17 protein-coding genes and 1 pseudogene are annotated in these 15072 nt (G+C 58.2%); 9 read left to right on the top strand and 9 right to left on the bottom strand.

Annotation, left to right across the window (positions count from 1 at the left end; all coding sequences use genetic code 11):
* Positions 1 to 82: 82 nt before the first annotated feature.
* The 4 genes and pseudogenes from ACW9JC_RS12635 to ACW9JC_RS12620 form a co-directional block, all read right to left on the bottom strand.
* Positions 83 to 592 (bottom strand): DUF1993 domain-containing protein, encoded by a 510-nt coding sequence (locus tag ACW9JC_RS12635; RefSeq protein ID WP_457455208.1) that lies wholly within the window; start codon positions 590 to 592, stop codon positions 83 to 85.
* A 75-nt stretch (positions 593 to 667) separates the two neighbouring features.
* On the bottom strand, positions 668 to 1126 hold the full coding sequence (locus ACW9JC_RS12630; RefSeq protein ID WP_457455207.1) for a hypothetical protein: 459 nt from the start codon (positions 1124 to 1126) through the stop codon (positions 668 to 670).
* Positions 1127 to 1270: 144 nt separating this feature from the next.
* Positions 1271 to 1438 (bottom strand): annotated as a pseudogene (locus ACW9JC_RS12625) (DUF4822 domain-containing protein); the annotation flags it as partial.
* A 303-nt stretch (positions 1439 to 1741) separates the two neighbouring features.
* Positions 1742 to 1927: a DUF6124 family protein gene (locus ACW9JC_RS12620; protein WP_457455206.1), complete on the bottom strand. Its 186-nt coding sequence runs from the start codon at positions 1925 to 1927 to the stop codon at positions 1742 to 1744.
* A gap of 128 nt (positions 1928 to 2055) precedes the next feature.
* Between ACW9JC_RS12620 and ACW9JC_RS12615 the strand changes: the two genes are divergently transcribed.
* Complete coding sequence (locus ACW9JC_RS12615) at positions 2056 to 2703, top strand: YceH family protein (RefSeq protein ID WP_338581981.1); 648 nt, start codon at positions 2056 to 2058, stop codon at positions 2701 to 2703.
* Between the two features lie 162 nt (positions 2704 to 2865).
* On the opposite strand, the gene ACW9JC_RS12610 is transcribed toward ACW9JC_RS12615, so the two are convergent.
* Positions 2866 to 3384, bottom strand: a complete 519-nt coding sequence (locus ACW9JC_RS12610) for a cupin domain-containing protein (protein ID WP_457455205.1) — start codon at positions 3382 to 3384, stop codon at positions 2866 to 2868.
* A gap of 9 nt (positions 3385 to 3393) precedes the next feature.
* Positions 3394 to 4212, bottom strand: a complete 819-nt coding sequence (locus tag ACW9JC_RS12605; protein WP_457455204.1) for a shikimate 5-dehydrogenase — start codon at positions 4210 to 4212, stop codon at positions 3394 to 3396.
* A gap of 245 nt (positions 4213 to 4457) precedes the next feature.
* Here ACW9JC_RS12605 and ACW9JC_RS12600 point away from each other — a divergent pair, with 245 nt between their 5' ends.
* The 3 genes from ACW9JC_RS12600 to ACW9JC_RS12590 all read left to right on the top strand — a co-directional run bounded on the left by ACW9JC_RS12600 (position 4458) and on the right by ACW9JC_RS12590 (position 5550).
* Complete coding sequence (locus ACW9JC_RS12600) at positions 4458 to 4823, top strand: hypothetical protein (RefSeq protein WP_457455203.1); 366 nt, start codon at positions 4458 to 4460, stop codon at positions 4821 to 4823.
* 225 nt (positions 4824 to 5048) lie between these two features.
* Entirely contained in the window at positions 5049 to 5243 is a 195-nt protein-coding gene (locus tag ACW9JC_RS12595; protein ID WP_150768365.1) for a hypothetical protein, read from the top strand.
* A 115-nt stretch (positions 5244 to 5358) separates the two neighbouring features.
* Entirely contained in the window at positions 5359 to 5550 is a 192-nt protein-coding gene (locus tag ACW9JC_RS12590) for a hypothetical protein (protein ID WP_457455210.1), read from the top strand.
* Here ACW9JC_RS12590 and ACW9JC_RS12585 read toward each other — a convergent pair.
* A complete protein-coding gene (locus tag ACW9JC_RS12585; protein ID WP_457455209.1) occupies positions 5547 to 6608 on the bottom strand; it encodes an AI-2E family transporter in 1062 nt (353 codons plus the stop codon). The two genes, ACW9JC_RS12590 and ACW9JC_RS12585, sit on opposite strands and share 4 nt — an antisense overlap.
* 162 nt (positions 6609 to 6770) lie before the next feature.
* Here ACW9JC_RS12585 and trhP point away from each other — a divergent pair, with 162 nt between their 5' ends.
* A complete protein-coding gene (gene trhP, locus ACW9JC_RS12580) occupies positions 6771 to 8096 on the top strand; it encodes a prephenate-dependent tRNA uridine(34) hydroxylase TrhP (RefSeq protein ID WP_457455202.1) in 1326 nt (441 codons plus the stop codon).
* A gap of 97 nt (positions 8097 to 8193) precedes the next feature.
* On the opposite strand, the gene ACW9JC_RS12575 is transcribed toward trhP, so the two are convergent.
* The gene (locus ACW9JC_RS12575) at positions 8194 to 9057 is read right to left on the bottom strand and encodes a LysR family transcriptional regulator (RefSeq protein WP_457455201.1); all 864 of its coding nucleotides are present in this window, start codon (positions 9055 to 9057) and stop codon (positions 8194 to 8196) included.
* Between the two features lie 95 nt (positions 9058 to 9152).
* On the opposite strand from ACW9JC_RS12575, the gene ACW9JC_RS12570 reads away from it, so the two are divergent.
* Entirely contained in the window at positions 9153 to 10052 is a 900-nt protein-coding gene (locus tag ACW9JC_RS12570; RefSeq protein ID WP_457455200.1) for a DMT family transporter, read from the top strand.
* 50 nt (positions 10053 to 10102) lie between these two features.
* Here ACW9JC_RS12570 and ACW9JC_RS12565 read toward each other — a convergent pair whose 3' ends face one another.
* Positions 10103 to 10810 carry a FadR/GntR family transcriptional regulator gene (locus ACW9JC_RS12565; RefSeq protein WP_338581988.1) on the bottom strand — a complete coding sequence of 236 codons (708 nt, stop codon included), beginning with the start codon at positions 10808 to 10810 and terminating at the stop codon, positions 10103 to 10105.
* A 280-nt stretch (positions 10811 to 11090) separates the two neighbouring features.
* Here ACW9JC_RS12565 and ACW9JC_RS12560 point away from each other — a divergent pair, with 280 nt between their 5' ends.
* The 3 genes from ACW9JC_RS12560 (at position 11091) to ampC (ending at position 15056) form a co-directional block, all read left to right on the top strand.
* Complete coding sequence (locus ACW9JC_RS12560; RefSeq protein WP_457455199.1) at positions 11091 to 12437, top strand: MFS transporter; 1347 nt, start codon at positions 11091 to 11093, stop codon at positions 12435 to 12437.
* A 12-nt stretch (positions 12438 to 12449) separates the two neighbouring features.
* On the top strand, positions 12450 to 13793 hold the full coding sequence (gudD, locus tag ACW9JC_RS12555) for a glucarate dehydratase (RefSeq protein WP_457455198.1): 1344 nt from the start codon (positions 12450 to 12452) through the stop codon (positions 13791 to 13793).
* Between the two features lie 120 nt (positions 13794 to 13913).
* Positions 13914 to 15056: a class C beta-lactamase gene (ampC, locus tag ACW9JC_RS12550; RefSeq protein WP_457455197.1), complete on the top strand. Its 1143-nt coding sequence runs from the start codon at positions 13914 to 13916 to the stop codon at positions 15054 to 15056.
* The last annotated feature ends 16 nt before the right edge of the window (positions 15057 to 15072 follow it).

Raw genomic sequence — 15072 nt, 5'->3', positions numbered from 1 at the left:
CCGCAGGCTGCGATCTTTTGATTCACCAATGCAAAGCCCGCCAAGGCGCAAACCTTGGCGGGCTTTTTTGTACCTGGACGGTTTAGAACGCGCCCATGTAGTCGCGCTTGCCCACTTCCACGCCGTTGTGGCGCAGCAGTGCGTAAGTGGTGGTGACGTGGAAGAAGAACTGCGGCAGGCCGTAGGTCAGCAGGTAGGACTGGCCGCTAAAGCGCTTCTCTTTAGGCGTGCCCGGACGGGTCACGATTTCGATGTTTTCCTTGCCGTTGATCTGCTCTGGCGTGAACTCGCCGATGTAGGCCAGAACCTTGGTGATCAGTGCTTGCAGCTCGGCGAAGGTGGTTTCGGTGTCGTCGTACTTGGGCAGTTCGACTTCGGCCAGGCGCGAAGAAATGCCTTTGGCGAAATCAACGGCGATCTGCACCTGACGCACCAGCGGGAACATGTCCGGGAACAGGCGCGCTTGCAGGAACGCATTCGGGTCGATGTTCTTTTCAGTGGCGTGGGCTTCGGCCTTTTTCAGCACGCCGCTGAGGGCGCTGAGCATTTGCTGGAGAACAGGGATGGAAGCGTCGTACAGGGAAATGGTCATGGCAGTCTCATGTGATGACAGGAGGGAAACGTTGGCCGATTATATCCATCCGCGCCCTCCCGAGACCGTTCTTTTTCAGCCGCCGTAAACCTTCGCCGCCGCAGATGTGGCTTCTCGTACTTTTCTTTGCTCTGCCAGTGCTATTTCTTTGAAATCATAGGTAGGAAAGAATTCTGTCCGGTAACTTCCCCACGCGGTGTTTTCTAGTGCGAGATTTACCGCTGAGAGTCGCGAGGCAGGCAAACGGAGAACGATGACTTGTCCTATACCCATCGTTATATTCCAGCTGACAATCTCCACCCCGGCAGGAGGGAACACCTTGTAAAACTCCTGTTTTGCGAGTTGCGCTTTCAGCTCGCCCAATGGCCGTGACTGATCATGTTTCAGGAAAACAGTCAGCATGACTGCATTATCTGGCGTGACGACAGCCTCTTTGGAGACCGAAGGCGTTGTCGACTGTGCATTTGCGCCAGCCGAGCATATTCCAGCCAGCAGTAACACAGACATTAATAGCGGTCTGAACTTGATCATCATGTTTTGCCTTTTATTTTTGGGGTTTTATGGACGTTATTACAGAGCAGCGTCAATAACGCGAACGCTTGGAAACATTAAAACAATGGACTGATAAAATATTGCAGGATGTATTTAGTGCGACATCGAGGTTTTTATAGAGCCTTTCTAGGGTGCATGGACCACATAAATCCGGACCGGCGAATTGGCATCTACCATGTCGCGAGGCACTTCTCGTGAATAGGTGAACTCTTCGTCATTCAATCTTTCCAGTCTTCTGACTACAGTTCTGACCGTTCCTTTATCAGGCACCAGGATATGCTTTGTTTTATCACCGATCCTCAATGATTTAGTGGTGGCGCTTATTTTTTCTCGTGGAAAACGATCACTGCGATCAGCGGATAGAATATAGGACCGATATCAACCACTCACAATACCTGGTATATATTTGCAACAATTGCGGCAGTCATTAATTCCAATAACGGCCGATAGAATAATGGATGTACGGACATCTTCGTCAAGACACGGAAATCTCTGTAGGAATTATCGCTGGCTGCGACTTTCAGATCTTGTTCTTCTCGCAATCAATGGAAAATCAAGATCAAAAGATCGCAACCTTCAACAGCGCCTGGGGTTGCGTTATGCAGGTGGTTCGATTTGATCGAGCACTCGATTCGTGGTGATCTTGGCAAGCGTGACGCTATTGGAAATACCCGGCAAAACATTGCGGGACCCGCCTTCCAGAAGATCCACCAGGTAATGGACCATGACATCGACCGAACTGCTGGCGAGCTCCTCCATGTAGGCAACGCTCAGATCGAGCACTTGCTGCGCGTCAGGCGATGTCGCCAACAATGAAGCGCGGCAAGACGGCAATGCTCGACTAACCTCCCTGAACGAGGTTTTATTAGCCGATATTTTCCAGATCAACCGTTAGCGAGGTTCCAGCCACTGTGAGTACTGAGCAAGAAACGACGTTCGACGAACCACGGCTCAACAGCACGGAAATCCGCATTCTGGGTTCGTTGATCGAGAAACAGGCCACCAGCCCGGAAACCTATCCGCTGACCCTCAATGCCCTGGTGATTGCCTGCAATCAGAAAACCAGCCGCGAGCCAGTGATGAACCTCACGCCCGGTCAGGTCGGCCAGAGCCTGCGCGCACTTGAAGGACGTGGTTTCACCAAACTGGTGATGGGCAGTCGTGCCGATCGCTGGGAGCACAAGGTCGACAAGGCGCTGGAATTGGTGCCGGCGCAGGTGATTCTGACCGGGCTGATGTTTTTGCGTGGCCCGCAGACGGTGAATGAACTGCTGACCCGCAGTGGCCGCATGCATGAGTTTGAAGATACCGAACAGGTGGTGCATCAGCTGGAGCGGTTGATTGCGCGAGGTCTGGCGGTATTGATTCCGCGTCAGGCCGGGCAGCGTGAGGACCGCTATTCCCATGCGATGGGTGATCCGGCGGATATCGAGGCGATCCTTGCGGCGCGACAGAATCCGAGCGAGCGCGGTGCCGGCAGCGGTGTTTCGGTTGAGCGGATTGAAGAGCTGGAAGCGCGGATTGCGGCGTTGGAAGAGCGGTTGGCGCGGCTCGAATAAAGTGGTCTGACTGTCACTTTTATGTTGGATGTACCGCCGCCTTCGCGGGCAAGCCCGCTCCCACAGGGTCTTGTGTTGTTCACAAATGCCATGAACTTACACGATCCACTGTGAGCGAGCTTGCTCGTGATGGCGGCCTCGAGGTCACCTTAAAAGCTGGCGTTATTCACCGTCCCAATAATCGATGCCATCCTCCTGCCGCGCCACCGCAACAAACCCCGAGGCATTGCCATCGGCATCCACCTTGAAATCATCCATCACCGCATATTTGCCGGAATCCGGGTATTCGCAGATTTCCGGTGACTGCTGGGTACTGACCGCGAGGTAACGCAGCTCGGCGTTGCTGGTATTCATGATCTGATGGGCTTTTTCAGGGCCGCCCGGCGGGCAGGCAATCACGTCCCCGGTACGGATTGGAAAACGCTCTGCGCCGAGTCGCACCTCGCCTTCCCCGGCCACCACATAGAACATCTCTTCATTGACCCGATGACTGTGAAACGGACTGCCACGCATGCCCGGTTCCAGCACATACAAGCGATAACCCAGCTTCTGCGCCCCCAATAGCTGACCGACACGGGCCAGACGCTGCTGGTAGCGCCCGGCAGTTTCGCCAGTTGGCGCCAACGCTTCGGGCAGCGGTTCGAGTTCGACCTGATTCAAATTGAGAATGGGTGGATGCATGGAATCCTCCTAGCTGCGGGCAAATGCCACCGCTTTATGAAACTGCTCCTCGGTCGGCCGCACGCCGGTGTACAACACAAACTGCTCCAGCGCCTGGATCGCAATCACTTCCAGCCCGGTGATCACTTTCTTGCCCTCGGCACGACCACGCACGATCAGCGGGGTTTCTGAAGGAATCGCCACTACATCGAAGACGATATCCGCCGCTTCGATGACATCAATCTCGAACGCCAGTTGACCGGCCTCGGCGCCACCATCCATACCCACGGGTGTCACGTTGACCAGCATCTGCGGGCGACGAGCCCCCAGTTCCGCTTGCCATTCATAACCCAGGGATTCGGCCAGTGCCCGCCCGGCGCGCTCGTTACGGGCCACGATCAGGCCATTTTTGTACCCGCCGTCACGCAAGGCGCTGGCCACAGCCTTGGCCATGCCGCCGCTGCCGCGCAGGGCAAGAGAGGTGTCCTTGGGCACGGCGTGGGTTTCCAGCAGTTGGGCGATGGCAATGTAATCGGTGTTGTAGGCCTTGAGGTGGCCGTCGGTGTTGACGATGGTATTGATCGACTGGATGGCGGCGGCCGATGCATCCAGCTCGTCGACCAAGGCAATGCAGGCCTCTTTGAACGGCATCGACACGCCGCAGCCGCGAATGCCCAAGGCGCGAATGCCGCCCACTGCACCGGGCAAATCCTGGCTGCTGAATGCCTTGTAGTAGAAATTCAGCCCCAGTTGTTCATACAGATGATTGTGAAATCGCAGCCCAAAGTTCCCCGGACGCCCGGAGAGCGACATGCACAGTTGGGTGTCTCGATTGGGGTTCATCTGCATGTGAATCTCCTTCTAACGCACTTTCAGATGGACGGGATTAGCCAGCCCACAGGTTCTGATCGATGATATTCGCGTACCTGCCCACAGCACTAAAACGTCCGTAAGCAAACCGGTACAGACCTTACACAAAATTTACCAAACGGCTGTGCTGAATTTAAAAAAAACGCTGTCTTAGAAGTATCCCCGCGACAATCCTTGGGTCTATTGCAGACGCAAGCGCCGGGTTGAAGAACCGAGGAATTATCATGATCCGTAAAATCCCCACAGTTGCCTTGCTGATCGGCGCGCTCGCTATCGCAGGACAGGCGCAAGCCCATGGTGGTGGTAATGACGCGGCGGTATTTGGAGCGATCGTCGGTACTGCCATCGTTGGCTCGGCTCTGATCAACGCCAACCGGCCAGTCTATGTCGCGCCGCAACCGGTCTACGCGCAGCCGTCACCGGTTTATTACGCGCCACCACCGCCACCGGTTTACTACCAGCCGGCGCCGGTCTACGTGCAACAACCGATCTACTACCGTCCGGCGCCGGTCTACTACGGACCACCTCGTGGCTATTACGGCCCGCCACGCGGTTACTACGGCCCTCCCCACGGTTATGGCCGCTGGTGACAGACTCAAGGCCCCGCCCGAAAGCGCGGGGCTTTTTTGTGGCCGTTCGTCGGCAATGGTCTGGATAAATCGCGTCAGTGTCGTTATCGAGACAGTATCGATTGCTCAAGCAGGCAAGATTGACTCGCCCCTTCTTTTGGGGAAACCGTCATATATATGTCATGTCAGATCCGCAAGCTTGAACCTGTCCGCCAACAACAGGTTGATAACAACAAGGACGCCCTCATGCCAACGCAGAACCCGCACCGCATTGTCGGTCTGTGCACTTCCAGCAAGGTGTACAACACGCTGACCGAACTCAAGCACCTGGAAGGCCACCGCAGCGCCAAGTTCCTCTCGCTGCTGACGCAAAACCTGGTGCGCAAAGGCCTGCTCAACGAGCAGGAAGTGGTCCATATGCTCGATCAGGTGGTCGACTGACCGACAGGCGGTCGGTTAGCCACAACTGCGTCAATGACCACTATCGAAAACGGTGATTGTCGGAAATTTCGCCCGCCCCGTAAGGTAGCTCCATAGATTGATGGAGGTACTTATGATGTCTCAGGTTCAGATCATGTCCGTTATCGGTAGCGCCGTTCCCGCACCGCTCAGAGCGCTTGGCTTGCTGGCCTGCTGGTATCTGGTCCAGGACGGCGAGCAAATCAGCGGCCCGCTCACCTCGCTACCCGACGCCCAAGCGTTGTCGCAGCAAATCAGCGCCGGTCAGCAAGGCAAACTCAGCGCCTAAGGCAGCTGAACTCGCGGTTTGGTTTCGATGAAAATGGCCCAGCTCGACATGAACAGCGCTGCAATCAACGGGCCGATGACAAAGCCGTTGAGGCCGAAAATCGCCAAGCCGCCGAGGGTCGAGATCAGAATCATGTAGTCGGGCATCTTCGTATCCTTGCCCACAAGGATCGGGCGCAGCACGTTATCCACCAGGCCGATTACGAACACACCGAACAACACCAGTGTCACCCCTTGCCAGATCGCACCGGTAAACAGGAAAAACGCCGCCACCGGTGCCCAGATAATCCCCGCCCCCACCGCTGGCAACAGCGACAGAAATGCCATCAACACCGCCCAGATCAACGCGCTGGGAATGTCCAGAAACCAGAAAATCAAACCGCCCAACGCACCCTGCGTGATCGCCACCACCAGATTGCCCTTCACGGTGGCCCGCACCACCCGGTTGAACTTGAGCTGCAAACGACGCTTCTGGTTTTCCTCCAGAGGCACGGCCATGCGCACCTTGCGCGCAAGCTCCGCACCGTCGCGCAAGAAGAAAAAAAGCAGGTACAGCATGATGAAAAAACTGACGATGAATTCGAACGTGCCCTGACCAAAACTGAAGGCCTGGGTGGCGACGAACTGGTTGCCGGTCATCGCGCTCTTGATGATTTTCTCGCGCAAGCCGTTCAATTCCCCCATGCCGAAGCGATCGAGCAAATGCTGGATGTACGGCGGCAGGCTGTGCTTGAACTGCGCCACATAACCGGCGATGTCCAGCTCCCCGCTTTCGATGTTCTTGTAGAGAGCCGTCCCTTCCTGAACCAGAAAGATACTCAGGACAATCACTGGCAGGATCGCGATCAACAGGCAGATGCCCAGTGTGAGCAGCGACGTAAGGTTGCGTTGCCAGCCTAACCTCAATTGCAGTCGACGTTGCAGAGGGGCAAACAGGATTCCGAGGATCACCGCCCAGAATACCGCGCCGTAAAACGGCAGCAGAATCCAGACGAAAGCGATGCTCACCAGCAACAGCAAAACGGCCAGCGATTTGTCTTTGAGCGTCTCTTCGTTCATGTCCGATCCATGCCAATCCACCGGGTCGCAGAAGTACGCCCTGATGCTTAGGCCACGACGGCCCGCGCGAGTGCCATCGGTTTGTTCATCAAGCATAGATCCAGATCAATAAAGCCTCGGAGCCAAGCGTTTACCCTCTGCGGCTTTTGCGATCGACCCGCCATGAACCTCATTGCTCCCGAACTGCTCGCCCCCGCCGGCACCCTGAAAAACATGCGTTACGCCTTCGCCTATGGCGCCGATGCGGTGTACGCCGGCCAGCCGCGCTACAGCCTGCGGGTGCGCAACAACGAATTCGATCATGCCAACCTGGCCCTCGGCATTCGCGAGGCACAGACTCAGGGCAAGCGTTTCTATGTGGTAATCAACATCGCGCCGCACAATGCCAAGCTCAAGACCTTCCTCAAGGACCTGGCGCCCGTCATCGCCATGGCGCCCGACGCGCTGATCATGTCCGACCCCGGCCTGATCATGCTGGTGCGCCGACACTATCCGCAGATGCCAATCCACCTCTCGGTGCAGGCCAACACGGTGAACTGGGCGAGCGTGGAGTTCTGGCAGCAACAAGGCTTGAGCCGGATCATCCTGTCGCGGGAACTGTCGCTGGACGAAATCGGCGAAATCCGCCAACACGTGCCGGCCATGGAGCTGGAGGTGTTCGTCCATGGCGCGCTGTGCATGGCCTATTCCGGTCGCTGCCTGCTGTCGGGCTACATGAACAAGCGCGACGCGAATCAGGGCAGTTGCACCAACGCCTGCCGCTGGAAATACTCGGCGCAACCGGCCACCGAAAACCAACTCGGCGAAATCGTCCAGCACCATCAGCCGGAACCGACCCTGGGCCTCGGCGCGCCAACCGGGCAGGTGTTCCTGTTGCAGGAAGCCAATCGCCCGGACGAGCTGATGCCGGCCTTCGAAGACGAACACGGCACCTACATCATGAACGCCAAGGACCTTCGCGCCGTGCAGCACGTCGAGCGCCTGACGCAGATGGGCGTGCATTCACTGAAGATCGAAGGGCGGACCAAATCGCACTTCTATTGCGCGCGCACTACCCAGGTCTACCGTCGGGCGATCGATGACGCGGTAGCAGGCCGGGTATTCGACCGCGACCTGATGACGGACCTGGAATCCCTCGCCCAACGCGGCTACACCGAGGGTTTCCTGCGTCGGCATGTGCATGACGAATACCAGAACTACCAGAACGGCAGCTCGGTGTCGGAACGTCAACAGTTTGTCGGCGAACTGACCGGTGAGCGGCGGGATCGACTGGCGGAAGTCAGGGTAAAGAATCGATTCGGTCTGGGCGATCACATGGAACTGATGACGCCCAAGGGCAACTTTCACTTTGATTTGCATCAGTTGCAGAACGTCAAAAGCGAAGCGATTGAAGTTGCACCGGGGGATGGGCACACGGTGTATTTGCCGATTCCGGATGCGGTGGATTTGAGTTTCGGTTTGCTGATGCGCGATATCAGCACAACGTAAGCTCCCTGTAGGAGCTGCCGAAGGCTGCGATCTTTTGATCTTAAGAAGCAAAATCAAGAGATCGCAGCCTTCGGCAGCTCCTGCACAGGTGGAACGCCTAAGCGAATTCCTCGCGCAACATCGCCACAAACGCTTCCCGCGCCGGGTGCACCCCGGCGTTTTCATGCCAGTAAAACAGACTCTCGATTGCCGTCAGTTCGGGAAACTCGAACGCCACGCACCCGGCACCCTTGGCGTATTGATCGAAAACACCTTTGGTCACCAGCGCCACGCCGGCCCCGGCGCTGACGCAACCGACAATCGCGCCATAGCTGGCCAGGCTGACAATCGGCAGCGACAACCCGTTGCGCAATAACCAATGCTCCATCGCCGCCCGGTAGGGACAGCCCTGGGGCCAAAGGAACATGGTCTTGTCGTGCAGGTCCGCCACATCGTGCAGCGGTCCGAGAGAGGTTGAGGCGATAACCAGCAACTCTTCGCGGTACATCGGCGTGCGCTTGAGCTGCGAGCGCTCGACGTCGACCGCGACGATTGCACCGTCGAGTTTGTGATTGAAGGTGTCGTCGAGCAACTGGGCCCAAGTGCCGGTGGTCAGCTCCAGCGCCACCTGCGGGAAACGCTTGTGGAATTTCGCCAGCAAACGCGGCAAGCGCCCGGTGGCTGAAGACTCGATGGCACCAATGCGCAGTGGCCCGGACGGATCGGCCGAAGGGTCCAGCGCACGTTTGGCCTCGGCGGTGAGGGCCAGGATTTTCGATGAATAGGCCAGAAAGGTCAGGCCCGACGGGCTGATGCGCAACCCGCGCCCCTCACGCAGAAACAGCGCGACACCCAACTCAGCTTCCAGCGACTTGATACGCGCCGTGATATTCGACGGCACGCAATGCAGCAACTCGGCGGCACGGGCAATGCTGCCCACCTCGGCCACGGTCTTGAACATGCGAATCTGCGCCAGCTCCATACATCACCCAAAGTGAACGGTTAGCGCATTATAAGTCAGTTGTGGCGAACGATCAGGATTCCGATACTCGGTACATATCCCACCGGTGCACGACCATGAATCCACTCACGCCCTCCCCCTTGAAAATCATCCTGGCCATGGCGTTTGTCGTGGCCTGCTGGGGTTACTCCCCGACCGGCATCCACATCGGATTGCTAGCCTACGATCCTGTGCACCTGGCGTTGCTGCGCTTTCTGATCGCTTCAGTGTTCATGGCCGTGGTCGCGGTATGGCGGGGTATTCACCTGCCGAAACTTCGGGATCTGCCGCTGCTGTTCGGGTTGGGGTTCTTCGCGGTGAGCCTGCATCACGTGGCAATCAATTTCGGCCAACAAGGCGTCAGCGCCGGCGCGTCGAGTGTGCTGGCGCAGACGACGCCGCTGTTCAGCACGTTGCTGGCGCGTTTCGTATTCAAGGATCGGGTGAGCCTCTGGCGTTGGGGCTGCGTGATACTGGGGTTGGTCGGCGTGGTGATTGTGGTGGCCGGGGATCATGGCTTCGGCAGCATCGATGCCCATGGCTTGCTGATCCTGCTGGCGGCGCTGTCGTGGAGTCTCTACTTCGGTCTGCAAAAACATCACACCGGGCGTTACGACGGGTTGACGCTGGTGTGCTACACGGTCTGGTCCGGGACCGCGCTGTTGTTGGTTTTCCTGCCGGGGCTGGTGGATCAGGTGGTGAATGCGCCGCAACGTGTGCAGCTGGCGGTGTTTGCCTTGGGGATTTTCCCGAGCGCGCTGGCGTATCTGACGTGGGCTTATGTGTTGGCGCATGTGGATTTGAGTCGGGCGACGATGACCTTGTATCTGGTGCCGCCGATGGCGATGCTTATTGCTTCTTTTGCGCTGGGCGAGAGACCGACGCTGATGGTTGGGGTGGGTGCGGTGGTGGTGTTGATCAGTGTGTTGGCGTTGAATCTGGAGCGTAGACCGGTGGTTCAGGTGGCGCAGGCTTGATCGACGATTTGTGTTGAGGCGTTTGACGTCATCGCGGGCAAGCCTTGCTCCTACAGCGAAAACCGGTCCCGGCTGTTGGTCAAATGCAGCCACATCGCCGCCCGCGCTGCGTCCGGGTCCTGGCGTTTGATGGCGTTGAGAATCGCCTCGTGTTCAAGGTTGGCCAGTTGCCCGAGTTTGCTCAGGTCCACCGCGCCGCGTTCGGCCGCGTTGACCCGGGTTCGCGGGATCATCGCGCTGCCCAGGTGTTGCATGATTTCGGTGAAGCACACGTTGCCGGTGGCCTCGGCGATCAGCAGGTGAAAGCGCCGGTCGGCTTCGACACAGCTGTCATTGTTGGCCAGCAAGCTTTGATAATCGTCGAGCGCTTCGCGCATCTGCTCCAGTTGCTGGTCAGTTCGGCGGGTCGCCGCCAGCGCCGCGGCCTGGGTTTCCAGGCCCATGCGCAACTCCAGAATGCTGCGCACGCCCAGCGCGGTATCGACATTCAGCCGTAACCCCTGCTCCGGCGCACGCTCCAGCACAAACGTGCCGATGCCGTGACGGGTTTCCACCAGCCCCGACGCCTGCAATTTCGAGATCGCCTCGCGCACGACCGTGCGACTGACCCCATGCTCCTGAACAATCGAGTTCTCCGACGGCAGCTTGTCGCCGGGCGACATTTGCCCGAGCAGGATGCTCTGGGTCAGCTTGGCCACCAGGTCGTGGGCCAGATTGTGGCTGCGCTTGCGGGCAGGTGCATCGAGGTCTTCTTGCATGGGGGTCATCCAAAAGCAGAGCTAGCGGAATCGTAGCACCGCGCTCGGCCAGATTCTCAAGAAAACTCACCCATACTTGTATGACAACACTCAACAAAACGGCTTTTTCACGCACAAACGACGCTTGTTCAAATCGTAAAATGATCAAATACTTTGGAAAATATCGCCATTTTGTTAGACGAAGCCTGTTGCAGGACGAAAAAACCTAGTTGTATGATGTCTATCAACAACGCAGCACCCGTTACACCCCGCATAAAAATAACGAGTGGGAGAAAACGCAGTGAATACATCCATCTCCGGGATGAACGACGACGCCGGTTCCGTGCTGAAGTCCGCCATCTCCAAAGTCAAACGTCACGTCCTGCCGCTGTTCGTCATCATGTTCATCGTCAACTACATTGACCGCGTGAACATCGGCTTCGTCCGCGCCCACATGGAACACGACCTGGGCATCGGCGCGGCCGCCTACGGCTTCGGTGCCGGCCTGTTCTTCATTGGTTACGCGCTATTCGAAGTGCCCTCCAACATCCTTCTGCAAAAAGTCGGCGCGCGCATCTGGCTGACCCGCATCATGCTGACCTGGGGCCTTGTCGCGGCGGGCATGGCGTTCATCCAGAACGAAACCCACTTCTATATTCTGCGATTCCTGCTGGGTGTGGCTGAAGCCGGATTCTTTCCAGGGGTGATCTACTACTTCACCCGCTGGTTGCCCGGTGTTGAGCGCGGCAAGGCGATCGCGATTTTCCTCAGCGGCTCGGCGATTGCCTCGCTGATCTCCGGCCCGCTGTCCGGTCTGCTCCTGCAAATCAGCGGATTCGGCATGCACGGCTGGCAATGGATGTACTTCATCGAGGGCATGTTCTCGGTGGGCTTGTGCGCCTTTGTCTGGTTCTGGCTGGACTCCAAACCTCACGACGCCAAATGGCTGACCCGCGACGAGCAAGACGCACTGGTCAAGGCCATCGACGACGAACAACTGGCCCGCGAAGCCGCGACGCCGATCAAACCGTCGCTGGGCAAGCTGCTCAAGGACCGGCAGATCATCCTGTTCTGCGTGATCTACTTCTTCATCCAGTTGACCATCTACGCCGCGACGTTCTGGCTGCCGAGCATCATCAAGAAGATGGGTGACCTCAGCGACTTCCAGGTCGGCATGTTCAACTCGATTCCATGGTTGCTGTCGATCATCGGCATGTACGCCTTCGCTTCGCTGTCGGCCAAGTGGAAGCACCAGCAAGCCTGGGTTGCCGTCGCATTGTTGATTGCTGCTGCCGGGATGTTCATGTCCACCACCGGCGGGCCGATCTTCGCTTTCGTTGCGATTTGCTTTGCGGCGCTAGGATTCAAATCGGCGTCGTCGCTGTTCTGGCCGATTCCCCAGGCCTATCTGGATGCAAGGATCGCCGCCGGCGTCATCGCGCTGATCAACTCGGTGGGCAACCTCGGTGGCTTCGTCGCGCCGACCACCTTCGGCTTGCTGGAAGAGCGCACCGGTTCGATTCAGGGCGGGCTGTACGGCTTGGCCGCGACCTCGATCATCGCCGCGATCATTGTCTTCGCCGCACGCAACAAACCCAAATCCGCGCCCGCCATCCCATCGGCTGAATCCGCGCCTCGTCACGCTTGAAAGGATAAAAAAATGATCGCACAAGACACCGCCAAAGCCCCGATCATCACCAGCATGCAGGTGGTTCCGGTGGCCGGCCATGACGGCATGCTGCTCAACCTGAGCGGTGCCCACGGCCCGTTTTTCACCCGCAACATCGTGATCCTCAAGGACAACGCCGGCCACACCGGCGTCGGCGAAGTACCGGGTGGCGAGCGCATTCGTCAAACCCTCGAAGACGCCCGCAGCCTGGTGGTCGGCAGCCCGATCGGCACTTACCAGAAGATCCTTAATCAGGTGCGCCAGACCTTCGCCGACCGCGATGCCGGCGGTCGTGGCTTGCAGACCTTCGACCTGCGCATCACCATTCACGCGGTGACTGGACTTGAAGCCGCGCTGCTCGACTTGCTCGGCCAGCATCTGGACGTGCCGGTCGCGGCCCTGCTTGGTGAAGGCCAGCAACGCGACGAAGTGAAGATGCTCGGGTACCTGTTTTACGTCGGTGACCGCAACGAAACCGATCTCGCCTATCGCAGCGAACCGGAGGCCGACAACGACTGGTTCCGCGTACGTCACGAGAAAGCCATGACTGCCGATGCCGTCGTGCAACTGGCGGTCGCCGCTCATGCGAAATATGGCTTCAAGGACTTCAAGCTCAAGGGCGGCGTGCTCAGCGGCGATGCCGAAATCGAAGCGGTCACCGCCCTCGCCGAACGCTTCCCCGATGCACGCATCACCCTCGATCCGAATGGCGCCTGGTCCCTGAAGGAAGCGATCCGCCTGTGCCGCGATCAGCACAACGTTCTGGCTTACGCTGAAGACCCATGCGGCGCGGAGAACGGTTACTCGGGCCGCGAAGTCATGGCCGAGTTCCGCCGCGCCACGGGCCTGAAAACCGCCACCAACATGATCGCCACCGACTGGCGGGAAATGGGCCACGCGATCCAGTTGCAATCGGTCGACATTCCGCTCGCCGACCCGCACTTCTGGACCATGCAAGGTTCGGTTCGCGTGGCGCAGATGTGCCACGAATGGGGCCTGACCTGGGGCTCGCATTCCAACAACCACTTCGACATTTCCCTGGCAATGTTCACCCACGTCGCGGCGGCTGCGCCAGGTGAGATCACGGCCATCGACACCCACTGGATCTGGCAGGACGGCCAGCGCCTGACCAAAGCCCCGCTGCAAATCGTTGACGGTTGCGTGCAGGTACCGCAGAAACCTGGACTGGGCGTAGAACTGGACATGGACCAGGTGGCCAAGGCCCACGAACTGTACAAAGGCATGGGCCTTGGCGCGCGGGATGACAGCGTGGCCATGCAGTTTTTGCTTCCGGGATGGAAGTTCGATAACAAGCGGCCGTGCCTGGTACGTTGATTCAGCGTTAGCGCGCCCAAAGTCATAAACCCGAGCCGCCAATCAACGGCTCGGGTTTAAAGATCGAGGTTTTAACCTCTAGAATGACGCGCATCTGAATCAACAACGGACAACATCAACATGGATCGCCTGAAAACGCTCGCGGCTTGCCTGGGACTGCTGACCGCAGGCCAGTGCGTCGCACAGGACCCAATCGAGTCGGTGGTGAATGCCGCTGTTAAACCGGTCATGCAGAAAGAAGGCATTGCCGGAATGGCCGTGGCCGTCACCGTCAACGGCAAACAGCACTTCTTCAACTACGGCGTGGCATCGAAAGAACCCGCCAAACCGGTCACCGAAAACACCCTGTTCGAGATCGGCTCGGTCAGCAAGACCTACACCGCCACCCTCGCCGCCTATGCCGTGGCCAACGGCAAACTGTCCCTGAACGACAAGGCCAGTCACATTCTGCCAGCCCTGAGCGGCAGCGCCTTCGACAACATCAGCGCCTTGCAACTGGGCACCTACAGCGCCGGCGGCTTGCCCCTGCAATTCCCGGCTGAATTCGATTCGCCCGACAAAATGCTCGGCTACTACCAACAGTGGAAACCGGCGTACGCCCCCGGTAGCCAGCGACTGTATTCGAACCCCAGCATCGGTTTGTTCGGCTACCTTGCCGCGCACAGCCTGGGTCAGCCGTTCGATGAGGTGATGGCAAACACCCTGCTGCCGCAACTCGGCCTGAAACACACCTTCCTGAAAGTGCCGCAGGACCAGATGGGGCTTTATGCCCAAGGCTACAACAAGGACGGAAAACCGGTTCGGGTCGGGCCGGGGGCGCTGGATTCCGAGGCATATGGCGTAAAAACCAGCGCTGCGGACCTGTTGGCGTTTGTTGACGCGAACCTGAAACCGTCGCGCCTGGAAAAACCGTTGCAGCAGGCAATTGCGCTGACTCATACCGGTTACTACACGGTCGACGACTTGACCCAGGGTCTCGGTTGGGAGTTGTATCGCTACCCGATTTCCCTGGATCGGTTGCTGGCGGGCAACTCGACGCCGATGGCGATGGAGCCGCACAAAGTTCAGTGGCTGAATCCGCCGCAGTCGCCAGCGCAAGACTTGCTGATCAACAAGACCGGTTCGACCGGTGGGTTTGGGGCGTACGTTGCGTTTGTGCCGTCGAAGGACATGGGGATTGTGATTCTGGCTAACAAGAATTATCCGAATGCGGAGCGGGTCAGGATTGCGCATCAAATACTGACCGCCCTGCCCTCGCTGTAGCAGGTGTGGAGGCTGC

The sequence above is a fragment of the Pseudomonas sp. SDO5591_S426 genome (assembly GCF_054070755.1).
This window is presented reverse-complemented; position numbering and strand designations above follow the sequence as displayed.

Coding starts and splice junctions, on each gene's coding strand:
- ACW9JC_RS12590 (WP_457455210.1), top strand. CDS start 5,359: ATGTCTCAGGTTCAGATCATGTCCGTTATCGGTAGCGCCGTTCCCGCA.
- ACW9JC_RS12605 (WP_457455204.1), bottom strand. CDS start 4,212: ATGCAGATGAACCCCAATCGAGACACCCAACTGTGCATGTCGCTCTCC.
- ACW9JC_RS12610 (WP_457455205.1), bottom strand. CDS start 3,384: ATGCATCCACCCATTCTCAATTTGAATCAGGTCGAACTCGAACCGCTG.
- ACW9JC_RS12565 (WP_338581988.1), bottom strand. CDS start 10,810: ATGCAAGAAGACCTCGATGCACCTGCCCGCAAGCGCAGCCACAATCTG.
- ACW9JC_RS12575 (WP_457455201.1), bottom strand. CDS start 9,057: ATGGAGCTGGCGCAGATTCGCATGTTCAAGACCGTGGCCGAGGTGGGC.
- ACW9JC_RS12570 (WP_457455200.1), top strand. CDS start 9,153: ATGAATCCACTCACGCCCTCCCCCTTGAAAATCATCCTGGCCATGGCG.
- gudD (WP_457455198.1), top strand. CDS start 12,450: ATGATCGCACAAGACACCGCCAAAGCCCCGATCATCACCAGCATGCAG.
- ACW9JC_RS12585 (WP_457455209.1), bottom strand. CDS start 6,608: ATGAACGAAGAGACGCTCAAAGACAAATCGCTGGCCGTTTTGCTGTTG.
- ACW9JC_RS12595 (WP_150768365.1), top strand. CDS start 5,049: ATGCCAACGCAGAACCCGCACCGCATTGTCGGTCTGTGCACTTCCAGC.
- ACW9JC_RS12600 (WP_457455203.1), top strand. CDS start 4,458: ATGATCCGTAAAATCCCCACAGTTGCCTTGCTGATCGGCGCGCTCGCT.
- ACW9JC_RS12635 (WP_457455208.1), bottom strand. CDS start 592: ATGACCATTTCCCTGTACGACGCTTCCATCCCTGTTCTCCAGCAAATG.
- trhP (WP_457455202.1), top strand. CDS start 6,771: ATGAACCTCATTGCTCCCGAACTGCTCGCCCCCGCCGGCACCCTGAAA.
- ampC (WP_457455197.1), top strand. CDS start 13,914: ATGGATCGCCTGAAAACGCTCGCGGCTTGCCTGGGACTGCTGACCGCA.
- ACW9JC_RS12630 (WP_457455207.1), bottom strand. CDS start 1,126: ATGATGATCAAGTTCAGACCGCTATTAATGTCTGTGTTACTGCTGGCT.